Genomic DNA, 14,740 nt, shown 5'->3' on the forward strand with positions numbered 1-14,740 from the left:
TCCACCTGTACTAAAAAAGCGATACGGCATCTATTTTTTCTTTATCTGTCCGCTTTTTTCAAGTTAGTTCTCATTGCCCTTTTAAAACTCGAAAAGTAAAGCTGCAGGATCGATCGCCTGAATATACTTCTGTAATGTTACCCAGTATTCGCTACAATGATAAAAGGGACATATGTCCTTTTCAACCCTTTGTCAGTTTCGTAAAGTGAACGGAAAGAAAGGTGAGTGGATAGAATGAAAGGCACACTTTTTGCCCTGGCCGGCGGCTTCTTTTTGACATTTCAAAGTGTTGCCAATGCCACAATCAGCGACAGCATCGGCACGTGGCAGGCAGCGACGATGACCCAGTTCACAGGATTTGTCCTGGCATTTTTGATTGTCTTATCGCTGCGGGATCGAACATATCAAAACTTAACACAAGTGCCTCTGCTATATGCCTCTGGCGGAATGCTGGCAGCTGTTGTCCTTTACAGCAATATGACCGCTGTCCACCGAATGGGTGTTACGCTGACAATCGGCATTTTCCTGATTGCACAGCTTATGACGGCTGTCCTGATTGACGGCAAAGGCTGGTTTGACATGACCAAGCAAAAAATCGGCCGCACACAAGTTGCAGGACTCGTCTTAATGATCGCTGGCGTTGTTGTATTAAAGTGGTAAGGAGGGTAACAATGGAAAAACCCATCACTACTTACCTTCGCCAATACGAACTGGAGCATTTATTTCCGGAACAGATCCAGCAAACCATGCAAATCGACAATTTAACCGCCGGAGAGCGGCTGCTGTCTCAAGGCGACGATGCTGAAGCGCTTTACTTGCTGGTCGAAGGAAAACTGAAGATCTCCATGCTGTCCCCGGAAGGCAAACGCCTGATTTTGGCATTTAAAAGTCCATTCGATGTCGTGGGAGATATCGAATATGTCCAGCACTGCCCGCTTATTAACACAGTAGAAGCCGTCTCCGACACGCGCGTAATCCGAATTCCTTATGCCGTGCTGCGAAAAGTGCTGAACGACAATGCCGCGTGGCTGGCGTTTCTCTTAAAAACCATTACACAGAAATTTGAACTCAAATCGTACGCCATGAACTTCAACTTGCTGTACCCGGTGGATGTTCGCTTGGCCAGCTACCTGCTGTCAATGACTCCTACACAACCCAAGCTTGATGCGACCTCCCTTGTCGACATGGCAGATTTGATAGGTACGAGTTACCGGCATTTGAACCGGGTCTTGCTGCAATTTCAACAGGCCGGTTGGATCACGAAAAAGCGGGGCAAGATTACCATCGTCGACCGCGCATCCCTGCTTGCACAAGCAGGTCAAAATATATACGAATAGGAGCAAACAGGATATGGCAATCGGCATCTTACTGGCATTGCTTGGCGGCGCATTTGTCTGCCTTCAAAACACATTCAATGCCAATGTAAAAAAACAGGTTAGTGTTTGGTCCACTACAGCGCTGGTGTTGCTGCTTGGTTTTTTGGCTTCTCTGGCTGCAGGATTGGCGTTTGAAGGCAGCTCCCTGTTTAACTTCCAGGCAGAGCCCTGGTTTTGGTTCAGCGGCATACTCGGTGTTGGCGTCGTCGCCTGTGTGACCCAAGGCGTCCAGATACTTGGACCCAGCCGCGCCATTTCACTCATCATGGTATCCCAAATCTTCTTTGGCCTGATGTGGGATACCCTCGGCTGGTTCGGCCTCGACAAAGTCCCTTTCACTTGGCAGTCTCTGCTCGGTGTGCTGTTGATCAGCGGAGGCGTTTTGCTGTTCCAGCTTGGCCCTAAGTTAGAACAGCCTGAACAGAACAGAAAATCACTAAACGTTCGTGAATCGGTGAAGGGGTAAATTTTTAAAGTATGCTTCCTAAGTAGAACAATTCAGAACTTCTATATAAGTTGAACTACAGAAACCAACTGTTACCCACCGCTTTGGCCGCTCGGGGCAGGGCTCCCGCAAGAAGCCAGGGAAAGTGCGCCTGTCTCCTTGCTTCGCCTCACCCTTGGACGCGCCGGCGCTAAGAAAGAAAATTCAAAGCAAGCCGATGTTTTCCGCTGGATTCCTAAAAGAGTTGGAACAAATTACAGGAGACATTGCTGATGTGCGAAATACCAGCAAGTCAAAATCGTCATCTCAACATATAGTGTTTAGTTAGGAGGATTTCCTTGCAGTACTTCATTGGCATTGTGCCGCCGGAGGAATTAAAATCCAAAATCACAAACTTCCAGAAAAAATATAATTTTCAAGGAATGACTGCGGCAGTTGAACCACATTTGACGTTGAAAGCGCAAGGTGGATTGACTGAGGACAAAACATGGATTGATGGAGTCAGAAAGATATGTGCCAATTTTTCTTCATTTGAATTAACTGTTGGTGACCCCCATATCTTTGGTAGAGACATCTTATATTTAAGTGCACAATCTCCTGAACTAGTCGAACTCCATAACGTGCTGGTCAGAACCATTTCTCCAACTCAAGAATTCATAAAAAAGGATTTTGAGTTGGAAGATTTCACACCACATATAACCTTAGCTAAGACTTTTAATGGAATCACACAAGGAGAATTAAAGACCATGAAACGTTTAGCGGAAGAATAGCTGCAATCGTACCCTGTTTTTAGAGTTACTTTTATTAGAATCTATGAAGAAACAGATGGTGGCACATATAAACCGTATTTAGACATTAATCTTAATTCCCATTGAAAAAAAGGAAGAGCCAGCGCAGCCGCTGAGGCTCTTCCTTTTGCTATTTCACTTTGAATGAAGCTCTCTTCGTATACCGATATTCTCTCAAGCTGTTTAAATTGAAAATTTCTTGCAACAGTCCTTCACCGATGTTCGTTTCCCGCACTTTTTTGCGTTCCAGTTCTTCGTCCACCAGCCGCTTAATGGACAATACATCGGTTCCATTTTGCAGTACCTCTTCTTTTGAATTGAACAGTTGATGGGCAACCAGCTGCATGCCGTAAGAATTGTATAACAATGTATATCCGGCGATTCCTGTGGTTGACTGATAAGCTTTTGAGAATCCGCCATCGATGACCAGCATTTTGCCATTCGCTTTGATCGGGTTTTCCCCGTCCCGCTCTTTGACCGGTGTGTGCCCATTGATAATGCGGCCGAGATCTGGATTTAATTCAAACTCTTCAAGCATTTTGCGGCACATTTCTTCGTCCTCACGTAAATAATAATAAGGGTTTTTGCGTTCTTTATGGGTCTCTTTGTCTTTTATAAAGTAGCGTTCAAAAGTAGTCATTTCACGCTTCCCAAAAAGTGAGGAGTACTCACCAGTCCACAAATACCAAACCATATCGGTCGCAAAATCGTCGGTTTCTTCTGGATGTGCAAATGAATACTGCAAATAATATTCAAAAAGATCCAACAACTCACGTCCAGCGTAACTCTTTCCTTCAATCTCCATTGTTTCCATATTGCCTTCTTCATCAAGTGGAATACAGCCATGAATAAGCAGGTTGCCATTGTACTTCAGGTAAAGGCTCCCTTTTTTCATCAGGAAATTCATATGGCGCGTCATTTTTTCTGAATGCTGAATCGAAAACAACAGTTTGTCCATGACCAGTTGTTCTTCTTCCAGCAATTCATCGGGCTGGTCCGGATTGATTGTTGCAAAACACGTATTTTCCAATGGATAGGTTTTGCCATGGATGGTGGCTTCCATTTTTTCATAGTCGACCTTCTCCAATAATAGGCGGTCTTCCATTGCAAAGCACGGGCGCCTCTTGATAATCGGACTTTCCAATTTAAACTGAATGACTGAAATCGCTTGATGGATCTTGGTGATTTGCAGCTGCTCCTGCTCTGTCAGTTTTTCATCTGAAATCCGCTTAGGGTGAAACGCAGGATTGTCGTCGTAATACTTCTCCGCCAGGTTCAGCAGCGGCCGCAAATTAATGCCATAGACATCCTCAATAATATCCAGGTTGTTGTAGCGCGCACAAATGCGCAGAATGTTCGCCAGGCATACTTTTGATCCCGCATATGCGCCGATCCACAGAACGTCATGATTTCCCCATTGAATATCCACCGAATGATAATCAATAAGTGTATCGACAATTTTATGCGGATCCGGTCCACGGTCGTAAATGTCTCCTACAACATGCAGGTGGTCCACCGTTAAACGCTGGGTGGTGTACGCCAAGCCAATAATCAATTTATCCGCTTGTCCCAATCCAATGATTTGCTCAACCATTTTAGCGTAATATTCTTTTTTGTTTTTAAACTCATCTGTTTTGTACAACAGTTCTTCGATAATATAAACAAACTGCTTCGGCAAAGCTTTTCGCAGCTTTGAGCGCGTGTATTTGGAAGCTGCATAGGAAATCAGCTTCAGCATCCGCTCAATCACTTCTATGTACCAGTCGTGCAATTCTTTTTTGGTGGTGAAATTGCTTTTGATCAATTGCATTTTTTCTTCCGGATAATAAACCAATGTGGCAAACTCATTAAGCTCTTTTTCGCTCAATTCGTTTTCAAACAAGTCTCTAATTTTTACTTTGACATTGCCGGAACCGTTTCGTAATACGTGTTGAAACGCCTGAAATTCTCCGTGCAAATCGCTCACAAAATGTTCCGTTCCTTTGGGCAGATCCAAAATGGCTTCCAGGTTGATGATTTCAGTGGCGACTTTTTCTTCGCTATCATATTTTTGTGCTAACAAATCCAAGTATTTTAAGTTTAACATCGCATAATCCCCCTTTGTGTCTCGTTTCTATTTTTTCAACCAAAACAGAAACGGATATACTAAAAATTGTAATTAAGGATCAACAGCTGGCCAAACTCATGGTTCAGGCGTTTAATAAACTAGTTTTATTTGGATAGAAAGAATCGTATCATTAGTTATATAAGTCGCCTGAAACAATTCGTAAAAAGAAGTCTCTCTTATTTCTCAGTTTACAGCAGAAACGCCCTAAGCTCTAGTGCAAAAAAACAAGACGATAAAAAGCTTTCGAAGACAGAAGCATTTCCCCCGTTTAAAGAAAAAGAGGTAGTTGCCGTGATTAAGTATTCAATGATTTGTAATATTGATTCTTTCCCGCGCTGGGAAGAAATTCTGGCCGTCGCATTAGAATTGGCTGACGAGTTTAGTGTGGTACTACCAAATGGAAAATACAATCCAGAAAATCCGTTAGAGAACGGAAAACCTGTAGTTGAAGCTTTGCCGGGTTTAAAAGTGGGGCGCTGGCCAAATATGCAAGACAGCTTGATTTACTTTGGCAGTTTGGACGATTTTGTCCGAACGTTAATGATGGAATTTAACCGTCAAGATCCGGACAAAGACTTCAGCTACCTTTGGCATTACAGCCTGTACCGAAACGGTATTGAATTGCTGAATGTCCAGGATTTCAATGTTTGTTTAATGAATCTGGATACCGTATTGACCGGCAGTCTTGATAAATTGGAGATCGAATGGCGGGATGATTAGGGTGAATTGCTTATATTCGAACTAATTTTATTCAGAATTAAAACTCTCTGATGAAGAAAGAAGAACAGCGAAGAAATAACTCAGCTTCTCTGTCCTCCATTTTCGCGCTTTAAAAATCGTTCATTTTTTCGGTGTTCGATAAGCGCAGCTTTCGATGTGGTCATTGACCATTCCAATGGCTTGCATAAATGAGTAAGTGGTCACAGGTCCTACAAACTTAAATCCTCGCTTTTTCAAGTCTTTGCTCAGTTGAACCGATAACGGGGACTGGGCCGGGATTTCTGCGTCGGTTTTCCACTGGTTGTGAATTGGCTTGCCGTCTGTATAACTCCACAAAAACGCAGCAAAACTGTCCCATTCTTCTAAAACATGTTGGACCGCTTGAGCATTGGTACGGACGGATTGAATTTTAGCGGCATGTTTAATGACTGTGTAATTTTCTTTGATGGCTGCCAAATCGGCATCTGTAAGCTCGGCACATTGCGCCACATCAAAGTGATGGAAAGCTTCTAAATAAGCTTCACGTTTCGATAACACAATGTTCCACGATAAACCCGCTTGCGCGCCTTCAAGCGTCAGCAATTCGAAAATGTACCGATCGTCCCAGCTGGGCCTGCACCATTCTTCGTCGTGATAGTTTTGCATAAGCTGGTTGCTTTGTGCCCATAAACACCGTTTCTCCACTTGTTTCACCCCGTTCTTGTTATTGCCTTCACTATACCACTAGATGAGCCTTTTAGTAGCGATTGCAGCTACATCAAAAGGGCGTTCACTCAGTGCCTATGCACAAAGCGAACGCCATTTTGAATAGAATTAGGACTATAGAAAATTCTCAAATCAATAAATTGAACAACAAGGAATCGTTGTTGATTTCTTTGTAAGGAAAGCCGTTTTCTGCCATCCGTGCAATCAGCGGCTCATAGTCTTCCCGGAACTTTAATTCAATGCCGACCAGCACCGGTCCTTCTTCGCGATTTGTTCGTTTTGTGTATTCAAAATGAGTGATGTCATCAGTCTCACTTAGCACCTGCTCCATAAATTTGCGGAGTGCACCGGCACGCTGTGGAAACGTAACGATAAAATAATGCTTGAGTCCTTCATAGATCAAGGATTTTTCTTTAATTTCCTGCATCCGTTCAATGTCATTATTGCCACCGCTGATCACGCAAACCACATTTTTTCCTTCGATGTCATCTTTATAAAAATCAAGAGCCGCAACAGACAATGCGCCTGCCGGTTCCGCAACAATGGCATTCTCGTTATACAGCTGCAAAATAGTGGTACAGACCTTGCCTTCTGGGACCAGGGCAATGTCATCCAGTACCTTGGAACAAATGGCCATGGAGAGGTCCCCCACTTGCTTGACTGCAGCACCGTCTACAAACGTGTCGATGGTATCAAGACGCGTGACTTTGCCATTAGCCAGCGACGTTTTCATGCCGGCAGCACCCGCCGGTTCCACACCGATTAGTTTAGTCGCAGGGCTAATGCCTTTTAAGTAAGAGCCGACGCCCGATGCCAATCCGCCTCCACCGATAGCGCAAAACAGAAAGTCGACCGGCTCCTGCATATCGTTCAAAATTTCCACCGCAACTGTTCCCTGTCCTGCGATGATGCGGCTGTCGTTAAATGGGTGAACAAAGACTTTTTCTTCTGCCGTACAATAGTCCATAGCCGTTGTGAACGAATCATCAAAGGTGTCCCCCGTCAACACAACGGACACCTTGTCCCCACCAAACCGTTTGACTTGCGACACTTTTTGGCGAGGTGTTGTCAGCGGCATGAAAATCTTTCCTTCAATTCCTAATGCAAAACATGAGTAGGCTACACCTTGTGCATGGTTTCCTGCGCTGGCACAGACGATCCCCTTAGCACGTTCAGCTGCATTCAAGCTGCGAATGAAATTATAGGCACCGCGCAGCTTGAACGACCGGACGACCTGCTGATCTTCCCGTTTTAAGTACACATTGCAGCCATATCGTGCCGACAGCAGTTCGTTTTTTTGCAATGGCGTCTTGATGACGACATCCTTTAGGGCTTGGTTAGCCACCATGATTTCTTCCACGGATACTTTTGAAAATGCCACTTCCCTGTCAAGCTCTGTGATGGTGGTGGTTTTCGTCATAGATGTCACCCTCTTATTTTTATTTATCTCACTACTCTAACACATCAACTCGCTGAATTGGAGAGAAAATTGCGACAATTGTTCGAAAACTTTTTATTTCCTCTATTTTATATGAACATGCAACTGTTGACTTTTATCCACACTTTAAGATTCAGTCATTTTTATTCACTAAATTTCAGTTGAATAAAAAGAAAGTGATATTCATTTGAATGGAAATATATTTATTCATAAAAAATAACCTTGAACTCTTGAATGAGAGTTCAGGGTTATTTTGCATTTATTCCTTTTTATCGAATCGATAAGCTGCTGTTACTTTGCCATCACTTGCTTCATCTGCAATGAAGGAACCATTAGAATAGCGGTCCACATTCTTCAACGAATTTGCTACCAGCGGCATGCGGATACCTTTATCGGTTTCCAGAATAATTTCTTCTTTGCCCGTTGCACCAATCACTGCGACTACACGGTGAGGATTTGATTTTAACTCCCGGAGCATAACAACGCCTCGCTTGGCCCGGCTGCCGCTCTCAAACTCTTGGAGCTTCATTTTTTTCGCTGCACCGCGGTGGGTGATCAGTACGAGTTCCTGTTTTACTTCCGGATCAATCATGACCGCAGAAACGGCTTCGTCCCCGTCTTTTAAGTTGACGCCTTTGACGCCTCCGGTACGAAGTCCGGTAAGCGGCACTTCATCCATCGGAAAACGAACGCCGTAAGCTTGTTTTGTGCCGATAAACAATTCGGTTTCCTTCGTCACCAATGCGGCATAAATCATCGCGTCATCTGATTTCAAGTTCATGGTTTTGATGGCGCGTGAATAGCGCTGAATCTGGTAATCTTTCAAAGCCGACCGTTTGACTTGGCCCAGTTTCGAAACAGTTAAAATACTGGCATCTGCCTCAAAGTTCTCGAATGGAAAGACTGCAAGAACCGATTCATTGGCATCTAATTGCACGATGCTTGATAAATGCTGGCCTAAGTCTTTCCATTTGATATCCGGCAGCTCGTTGATCGGCTGGAATACAAAGTTTCCGGCAGTGGTGAAAATCAGAATGGTGTGCTGCGTGTTCAAGTTGTCTTCGAACAACAGGTAATCCGATTCTTTCATCGCAAAATCCTTGCCGTTTGAAGCCGCATACGAACGTGTACTGGTCCGCTTGACATAGCCTTCTTTTGTTACCGTCACCACTACCTCTTCACTTGGAATCATGATTTCGCGGGTAATAGTGATTTCTTCAATCTTGTCTTCAATGACCGAACGGCGCGGTTCCGCGAATTGCTTTCGGATGCTGGCCAGTTCTTTTTTGATGACATTTTTTAATTTGGTCGGGCTGGTCAAGATCCCCGTCAATTCAGCGATCAGTTTTTTCAAATCGCTTTCTTCTTTTTGCAAATCGGTAATGTCAGTATTCGTCAATCGGTAAAGTTGCAGCGAAACAATCGCTTCCGATTGGGCTTCTGAGAAATCAAACGACGATATCAAATTGTTCTTCGCATCGCGTTTGTCTTTTGAAGAGCGGATCGTTTTGATTACTTTGTCCAAAATCGACAAGGCCTTCATCAAACCTTCCACAATGTGCATGCGGTCGCTCGCTTTTTGAAGATCAAATTCCGAGCGTTTGGTGATGACTTCTTTTTGATGTTCAATGTATGCATCCAGCATGGTTTGCAAGGTCATCATTGTTGGGCGGCGCTTGTAGATAGCCACCATGTTGAAGTTGTAGCTGACTTGCAGATCGGTATTTTTGTAGAGATAGCTTAAAATTCCCATTGCCTGTACATCTTTTTTCAGTTCGATGACGATGCGCAATCCGCTTCGATCCGATTCATCCCGTACTTCAGAGATGCCCTCAAGCTTGCGGTCAAATCGGTGGTCATCGATTTTCTTGATCATATTGGCTTTATTGACTTCAAACGGGATTTCCGTGATGACAATTTGTTCTTTTCCGCCTTTTAACGGTTCAATTTGAGCTTTTGAACGGACAATGATCTTGCCTTTTCCGGTTTCGTACGCTTTGCGGATTCCATCCACCCCTTGGATAATGCCGCCTGTTGGAAAATCTGGGCCTTTAATGACGGTCATCAGTTCGGCAACAGTTACTTGCGGATTGTCCATGCGCATCAATACTGCATCCAGTACTTCATGAAGCGCATGCGGCGGAATGTCAGTCGCGTAACCGGCAGAAATGCCTGTTGAACCGTTGACTAACAGGTTCGGGAATCGGGCAGGCAAAACGGTCGGTTCCATATCTGAATCGTCAAAGTTTGGAATAAAATCCACGGTACGCTTGTCGATATCGCGCAGCAATTCGGAAGAAATAGCGGACAAACGGGCTTCCGTGTAACGCATGGCAGCTGGCGAATCCCCGTCCATCGAACCGTTATTGCCGTGCATTTCAACGAGCATGTGGCGGATTTTCCAGTCTTGGCTCAAACGAACCATCGCTTCATAAACGGAACTGTCTCCGTGCGGATGGTAGTTGCCAATAACGTTACCAACCGTTTTGGCAGACTTCCGGAATGCTTTATCGTTGGTATTTCCTTCGTGGTACATCGCATATAAAATTCGGCGCTGAACAGGCTTTAATCCATCACGGGCATCCGGCAACGCCCGGTCTTGGATAATGTATTTGCTGTAACGGCCAAACCGATCGCCGATGACTTCTTCCAGCGGCAAATCTTGATATTTTTCGGTTTGTGTCATACAAGTTCCTCCTCAGCGTGAATCAAATCATTTTCTAGAATGTTGCTGTCATCTTCCAGTCCAAAATCGACATTATTTTCTATCCAGCGGCGTCTCGGTTCCACTTTATCGCCCATCAAGGTCGTGATGCCGCGTTCTGCGCGCGCACTGTCTTCAATGGTTACACGAATCAGCGTACGGGTTTCCGGGTTCATGGTCGTTTCCCATAACTGGTCAGCGTTCATCTCACCTAACCCTTTGTAGCGTTGCAAGGTGTAGCCTTTGCCGACTTTTTTGATGGACTCATCCAAATCCGCTTCGGTCCATGCATAATCGATCACTTCTTTTTTGCCAACACCTTTAGATACTTTGTACAGCGGCGGCAGCGCAATAAACACTTTACCGGCCTCGATCAAAGGCTTCATGTAACGGAAAAAGAACGTCAATAGCAACACTTGAATGTGTGCACCGTCCGTATCCGCATCCGTCATGATGATGATTTTGTTGTAGGCGATGTCGTCAATCGAAAAATCAGATGACACACCCCCGCCAATGGCATGGATGATAGTGGAAATCTCTTCATTTTTCATGATTTCTTCAAGCTTCGCTTTTTCGGTATTAACGACTTTCCCGCGCAGCGGCAGGATTGCCTGGAATGTCCGGTCGCGTCCTTGTTTTGCTGAACCGCCGGCCGAATCTCCCTCTACCAAATACAATTCGTTTTTCGAGGCGTTGCGTGATTGCGCAGGCGTCAATTTGCCGGACAGCAACGCATCCGATTTTTTGCGTTTTTTGCCATTTCGCGCATCTTCCCGGGCTTTTCGAGCCGCCAATCGAGCCTGTGATGCCCGAATGGCTTTTCGTACAAGAGACGCGCTGAGATCTGCATTTTCTTCCAGGAAGTACATTAATTTCTGGGAAACGACCGAGTCCACGATGCTTCGTGCTTCACTCGTTCCTAATTTGCTTTTGGTTTGCCCTTCAAACTGCAGCAGCGCTTCCGGGATGCGGACAGACACAATGGCCGCTAACCCTTCACGGATGTCGGAGCCTTCCAGGTTTTTGTCTTTGTCTTTCAGCAAGTTGATTTTTCTCGCATAGTCATTGAACACTCGTGTCATTGCAGCTTTAGCGCCAGTTTCATGCGTTCCGCCGTCACGTGTCCGGACGTTGTTGACAAACGACAGGATCGTCTCAGAATAGCCGTCGTTAAACTGGAATGAAAACTCAATTTCCATTTCGTCCTGCTGACCTTCGATATACGCAACGGGGTGCAGCACATCTTTTTCCTCGTTGAGGTAAGCAACAAAAGCTTCAATGCCCGTTTCGTAATGGAAAATATCTTTCGTTTCCGTACGCTGGTCAAACAGCTCAATTTTCAGTCCTTTCAACAGAAAAGCCGATTCGCGCAGACGTTCTGAAAGGGTTTCGTAATTGTATTTCGATACGGAGAAAATGGATTCGTCCGGCAAAAAGTGCAGCAAGGTGCCCGTTTCTTTAGTCGAACCAATTTCTTCCAATGTCGTCACCGGCTTGCCGCCATTTTCAAAGCGTTGGCGGTATTTCTTACCATCGCGGTAGATCGTCACTTCCAAAAATTTAGACAGTGCATTTACAACAGACGCACCGACACCGTGAAGACCTCCACTTGTTTTGTAACCGCCCTGTCCGAATTTCCCGCCGGCATGCAAGACCGTTAAAATAACTTCCGGTGTTGGTTTTCCACTGCGATGCATTCCTGTAGGCATGCCGCGTCCGTAATCCCGGACACTGATGCTGTTGTCGTCATGAATGGTAACCGTGATTTTGTCTCCGTGTCCTGCAAGCGCTTCATCGACCGAGTTGTCGACAATCTCATACACCAAATGATGAAGACCGCGTGTATCCGTTGAACCGATATACATCCCTGGCCGTTTTCTGACAGCATCTAAGCCTTCGAGTACTTGGATCGCTTCTTCGTTGTATGCCGTATTTTGAATTTTAGCCATCTAATTCCCTCCAACGAACATTCGTTCGCATATTAATCTCTCTTTATCGTATTCTATTTCCTTGCCATCTGTCAAACTTCATAGAAAAAGAGCGCTGGGCGCCCTTAGCGATAATGCCTTATTTCAGGATGGCGTGTTCCACTTTGATGCAACGGTCCATGATGACTGTATATCCAGCATCAGTCAGCCGATTAAATACGTTTTCATCAACTACATTTAATTGTGTCCAAAATACAGGACATTCGATTTTTGTGAACTCATCGGCTATATCCTCTAAAAACTCACTGCGTCTGAAGACGTTGACGATATCCACTTTTTCTGGAATGTCGCTCAAAGAACCATAACTTTTTTCACCCAAAACAGTTTCTGCCTGAGGATTGACCGGAATGATGCGGTAGCCGGCCCGTTGCATCGCTTCGGATACCATATAGGAAGTGCGGCTTGGGTTCGGGCTGAGGCCGATCACAGCAATCGTTTTTGCATGATCAAGTATGTTTTTAATTTCTTTGCGGCTTGGATTGTTCAAGAGGATCACCTGTCCTTTTTATTCTATCATACACGATTTTGTCCTGCCTGTTGAATAATCCGGCAGCTATTGTTTAAAGAACTTCAGTCATGGTAAACTGATACTACAAAAATAAGCTTGTTTTAAAGGAGTCCATGATGACTATACTGCTTCCCATTTTACTCGCATACCTGCTTGGCTCGATTCCGTCTGCCCTTTGGGTTGGGAAACTTTTTTACAACACCGATATCCGCACAAAAGGCAGTGGCAATCTTGGTGCTACCAATACTTTTCGGACGCTCGGCAAAAAAGCCGGGATTGCGGTTACTTTGCTAGACATTCTTAAAGGAACAGCTGCAACACTGATTCCACTTTACATGGCAACAGATATCCACCCACTGGTGTTTGGTGTCATCGCAGTGATCGGACACATTTATCCGGTCTTTGCCAAATTCAAAGGCGGGAAAGCCGTTGCCACTTCTGGCGGCATCTTGCTCGGCTACCAATGGCCATTATTTGTCATGGCGGTCATAGTGCTGTTGATTGCATTGAAGATCACTAAAATGGTATCGTTATCATCAATCATCTTATCGATTGTGGCGATCATTTATACGACCATTTACGCAATTTTCACCGGCGACTACCTGTTTATGATTGTCATCTACATTTTGGCATTGTTCATCATTTTCCGCCACCGTGCCAATATTGCACGCATACGCGCAGGAACAGAGCCTAAAATCAACTGGTAATTCCAGTGGAGGGACGTGTGATATGAAGATCACCATCAGTGACGACGCACTCAATTGGTTTAAGAAAGAAATGGAAGTGGCGCCCGGAGAAGCTGTACGTTTTTTCGTCCGCTACGGTGGCTCCAGCAAGCTTCAGCCGGGATTTTCACTCGGCGTAACCAAAGATCAGCCGCATGAAATGGCTGTCCAAGTTCAACAAGATCAAGTCACTTATTTTATTGAACAAAGCGACGTCTGGTATTTTGATGGGCATAATCTTCAAGTCAGCGTCAACGATGAATTGCACGAACTTGATTATTCATACGCAAAATAAAAAAGCATGAGCTATTCATGCTTTTTTATTTTGTAATTTATTCAGTTGTTCTAAATGTCCTTCACGCTGTAAAATCGACTGCTGGCGATCACCGAACAAGTCATAATGCGGATAATTCCCCCGCAAATCCATCCATTCGCGTTGCAATCCGTATTGCTTGCCCCAACTTTCAAGTTTGTCGAGGTCACAGCAGCCCACTTTTGTGACCGTGCTGCATCCCGGAAATCGATCGTCCACCCAATAATGGGTTAAAAAAGATATCTGGCCATCAGTGACTCCTTGTTTCCAGCGTTCCAGCTCGTCTCGCTTAATTCCGAACGCCATCGGGTGCCTGCTTTTTGATTTCTTCGTATTTGTCATGCCATTCCGGGTAAATTTTCTTGATGGAAACCGGACGGAATGTATCTTTTTTGACCACAACGTGTTCGGAAATCGCAGTTGCGGCAATGGTGCCGTCTTCATGAACAACCTCATAGCCATACTTGGTCCGCAATCGTCCATGCTCTTCCACCCAAGTCCGGACAAAAGCTTTTTGCCCGTACCGAAGAACGGCTTTATATTGAATGGAAATATCGGTTACAGGTGACAAGTAACCATCCTTTTCCATGCCCGCATAGGTGAATCCTAAGTCTTCAATCAGCTTGGTGCGCCCGATTTCCAGCCAAATGATGTAGTTGGCATGATAAACAACACCCATTTGATCGGTTTCTGCGTAACGGATTTCAATTTCTTTTTCACTGATGTACATGTCCATTTCACCTCTTTACCAGTATACAAGAAATTTCTTCTTAATATAGTAGAAAAGGCTGCCGGGAAATTTCCCGGCAGCCTTTTTAACTTTCAGCTAAAACTTATTGTCCAGACTCCAGCGCCCAGATTCTAGGGTCATAAGCCACCCTGACTGTGTGGCTGAAGAAACGCCACTTCGCCAGTGTGTCTTA

The 14,740-nt window shown here is 44.8% G+C and carries 15 protein-coding genes; 7 read left to right on the top strand and 8 right to left on the bottom strand.

Going from position 1 to position 14,740, the window contains the following annotated elements; genetic code table 11:
* Positions 1-234: 234 nt before the first annotated feature.
* The 4 genes from AC4EG4_RS06895 to AC4EG4_RS06910 all read left to right on the top strand — a co-directional run bounded on the left by AC4EG4_RS06895 (position 235) and on the right by AC4EG4_RS06910 (position 2,591).
* Positions 235-660, top strand: coding sequence for a DMT family transporter (locus AC4EG4_RS06895; protein ID WP_490987374.1), 426 nt, complete (start codon positions 235-237; stop codon positions 658-660).
* A gap of 11 nt (positions 661-671) precedes the next feature.
* Positions 672-1,337, top strand: a complete 666-nt coding sequence (locus tag AC4EG4_RS06900; RefSeq protein ID WP_490987375.1) for a Crp/Fnr family transcriptional regulator — start codon at positions 672-674, stop codon at positions 1,335-1,337.
* 13 nt (positions 1,338-1,350) lie between these two features.
* Positions 1,351-1,842, top strand: a complete 492-nt coding sequence (locus tag AC4EG4_RS06905) for a DMT family transporter (RefSeq protein ID WP_490987376.1) — start codon at positions 1,351-1,353, stop codon at positions 1,840-1,842.
* 317 nt (positions 1,843-2,159) lie between these two features.
* Positions 2,160-2,591 (top strand): 2'-5' RNA ligase family protein, encoded by a 432-nt coding sequence (locus AC4EG4_RS06910; protein ID WP_490987377.1) that lies wholly within the window; start codon positions 2,160-2,162, stop codon positions 2,589-2,591.
* 148 nt (positions 2,592-2,739) lie between these two features.
* Here AC4EG4_RS06910 and AC4EG4_RS06915 read toward each other — a convergent pair whose 3' ends face one another.
* Positions 2,740-4,695, bottom strand: coding sequence for a fructose-1,6-bisphosphatase (locus AC4EG4_RS06915; protein ID WP_490987378.1), 1,956 nt, complete (start codon positions 4,693-4,695; stop codon positions 2,740-2,742).
* A gap of 312 nt (positions 4,696-5,007) precedes the next feature.
* Between AC4EG4_RS06915 and AC4EG4_RS06920 the strand changes: the two genes are divergently transcribed.
* On the top strand, positions 5,008-5,436 hold the full coding sequence (locus AC4EG4_RS06920) for a hypothetical protein (protein ID WP_490987379.1): 429 nt from the start codon (positions 5,008-5,010) through the stop codon (positions 5,434-5,436).
* A gap of 120 nt (positions 5,437-5,556) precedes the next feature.
* Here the strand turns inward: AC4EG4_RS06920 and AC4EG4_RS06925 are convergent, their stop codons facing one another.
* The 5 genes from AC4EG4_RS06925 to AC4EG4_RS06945 form a co-directional block, all read right to left on the bottom strand.
* Positions 5,557-6,120: a DNA-3-methyladenine glycosylase I gene (locus AC4EG4_RS06925; RefSeq protein ID WP_490987380.1), complete on the bottom strand. Its 564-nt coding sequence runs from the start codon at positions 6,118-6,120 to the stop codon at positions 5,557-5,559.
* 148 nt (positions 6,121-6,268) lie between these two features.
* Positions 6,269-7,561, bottom strand: a complete 1,293-nt coding sequence (ilvA, locus tag AC4EG4_RS06930; RefSeq protein WP_490987381.1) for a threonine ammonia-lyase IlvA — start codon at positions 7,559-7,561, stop codon at positions 6,269-6,271.
* A 277-nt stretch (positions 7,562-7,838) separates the two neighbouring features.
* Entirely contained in the window at positions 7,839-10,265 is a 2,427-nt protein-coding gene (parC, locus tag AC4EG4_RS06935; RefSeq protein WP_490987382.1) for a DNA topoisomerase IV subunit A, read from the bottom strand.
* Complete coding sequence (gene parE, locus AC4EG4_RS06940) at positions 10,262-12,232, bottom strand: DNA topoisomerase IV subunit B (RefSeq protein ID WP_490978550.1); 1,971 nt, start codon at positions 12,230-12,232, stop codon at positions 10,262-10,264. Before parE ends, parC begins: the two co-directional genes overlap by 4 nt.
* 118 nt (positions 12,233-12,350) lie before the next feature.
* Entirely contained in the window at positions 12,351-12,764 is a 414-nt protein-coding gene (locus AC4EG4_RS06945) for a CoA-binding protein (RefSeq protein WP_490978953.1), read from the bottom strand.
* 131 nt (positions 12,765-12,895) lie between these two features.
* On the opposite strand from AC4EG4_RS06945, the gene plsY reads away from it, so the two are divergent.
* Both plsY and AC4EG4_RS06955 read left to right on the top strand, forming a co-directional pair.
* Positions 12,896-13,486: a glycerol-3-phosphate 1-O-acyltransferase PlsY gene (gene plsY / locus AC4EG4_RS06950; protein WP_490978551.1), complete on the top strand. Its 591-nt coding sequence runs from the start codon at positions 12,896-12,898 to the stop codon at positions 13,484-13,486.
* Positions 13,487-13,508: 22 nt separating this feature from the next.
* Positions 13,509-13,799, top strand: a complete 291-nt coding sequence (locus tag AC4EG4_RS06955) for a HesB/YadR/YfhF family protein (protein WP_490978552.1) — start codon at positions 13,509-13,511, stop codon at positions 13,797-13,799.
* A 15-nt stretch (positions 13,800-13,814) separates the two neighbouring features.
* On the opposite strand, the gene AC4EG4_RS06960 is transcribed toward AC4EG4_RS06955, so the two are convergent.
* Both AC4EG4_RS06960 and AC4EG4_RS06965 read right to left on the bottom strand, forming a co-directional pair.
* Positions 13,815-14,123: a hypothetical protein gene (locus AC4EG4_RS06960; RefSeq protein ID WP_490978553.1), complete on the bottom strand. Its 309-nt coding sequence runs from the start codon at positions 14,121-14,123 to the stop codon at positions 13,815-13,817.
* Positions 14,107-14,547 (bottom strand): acyl-CoA thioesterase, encoded by a 441-nt coding sequence (locus AC4EG4_RS06965; protein WP_490978554.1) that lies wholly within the window; start codon positions 14,545-14,547, stop codon positions 14,107-14,109. The genes AC4EG4_RS06960 and AC4EG4_RS06965 overlap by 17 nt, the downstream gene beginning before the upstream one ends.
* Between the last annotated feature and the right edge of the window lie 193 nt (positions 14,548-14,740).

It is taken from the genome of Planococcus sp. TJ-201 (genome assembly GCF_058268495.1).

Coding starts and splice junctions, on each gene's coding strand:
- AC4EG4_RS06905 (WP_490987376.1), top strand. CDS start 1,351: ATGGCAATCGGCATCTTACTGGCATTGCTTGGCGGCGCATTTGTCTGC.
- parE (WP_490978550.1), bottom strand. CDS start 12,232: ATGGCTAAAATTCAAAATACGGCATACAACGAAGAAGCGATCCAAGTA.
- AC4EG4_RS06965 (WP_490978554.1), bottom strand. CDS start 14,547: ATGTACATCAGTGAAAAAGAAATTGAAATCCGTTACGCAGAAACCGAT.
- parC (WP_490987382.1), bottom strand. CDS start 10,265: ATGACACAAACCGAAAAATATCAAGATTTGCCGCTGGAAGAAGTCATC.
- AC4EG4_RS06955 (WP_490978552.1), top strand. CDS start 13,509: ATGAAGATCACCATCAGTGACGACGCACTCAATTGGTTTAAGAAAGAA.
- AC4EG4_RS06915 (WP_490987378.1), bottom strand. CDS start 4,695: ATGTTAAACTTAAAATACTTGGATTTGTTAGCACAAAAATATGATAGC.
- AC4EG4_RS06960 (WP_490978553.1), bottom strand. CDS start 14,123: ATGGCGTTCGGAATTAAGCGAGACGAGCTGGAACGCTGGAAACAAGGA.
- AC4EG4_RS06900 (WP_490987375.1), top strand. CDS start 672: ATGGAAAAACCCATCACTACTTACCTTCGCCAATACGAACTGGAGCAT.
- AC4EG4_RS06895 (WP_490987374.1), top strand. CDS start 235: ATGAAAGGCACACTTTTTGCCCTGGCCGGCGGCTTCTTTTTGACATTT.
- plsY (WP_490978551.1), top strand. CDS start 12,896: ATGACTATACTGCTTCCCATTTTACTCGCATACCTGCTTGGCTCGATT.
- ilvA (WP_490987381.1), bottom strand. CDS start 7,561: ATGACGAAAACCACCACCATCACAGAGCTTGACAGGGAAGTGGCATTT.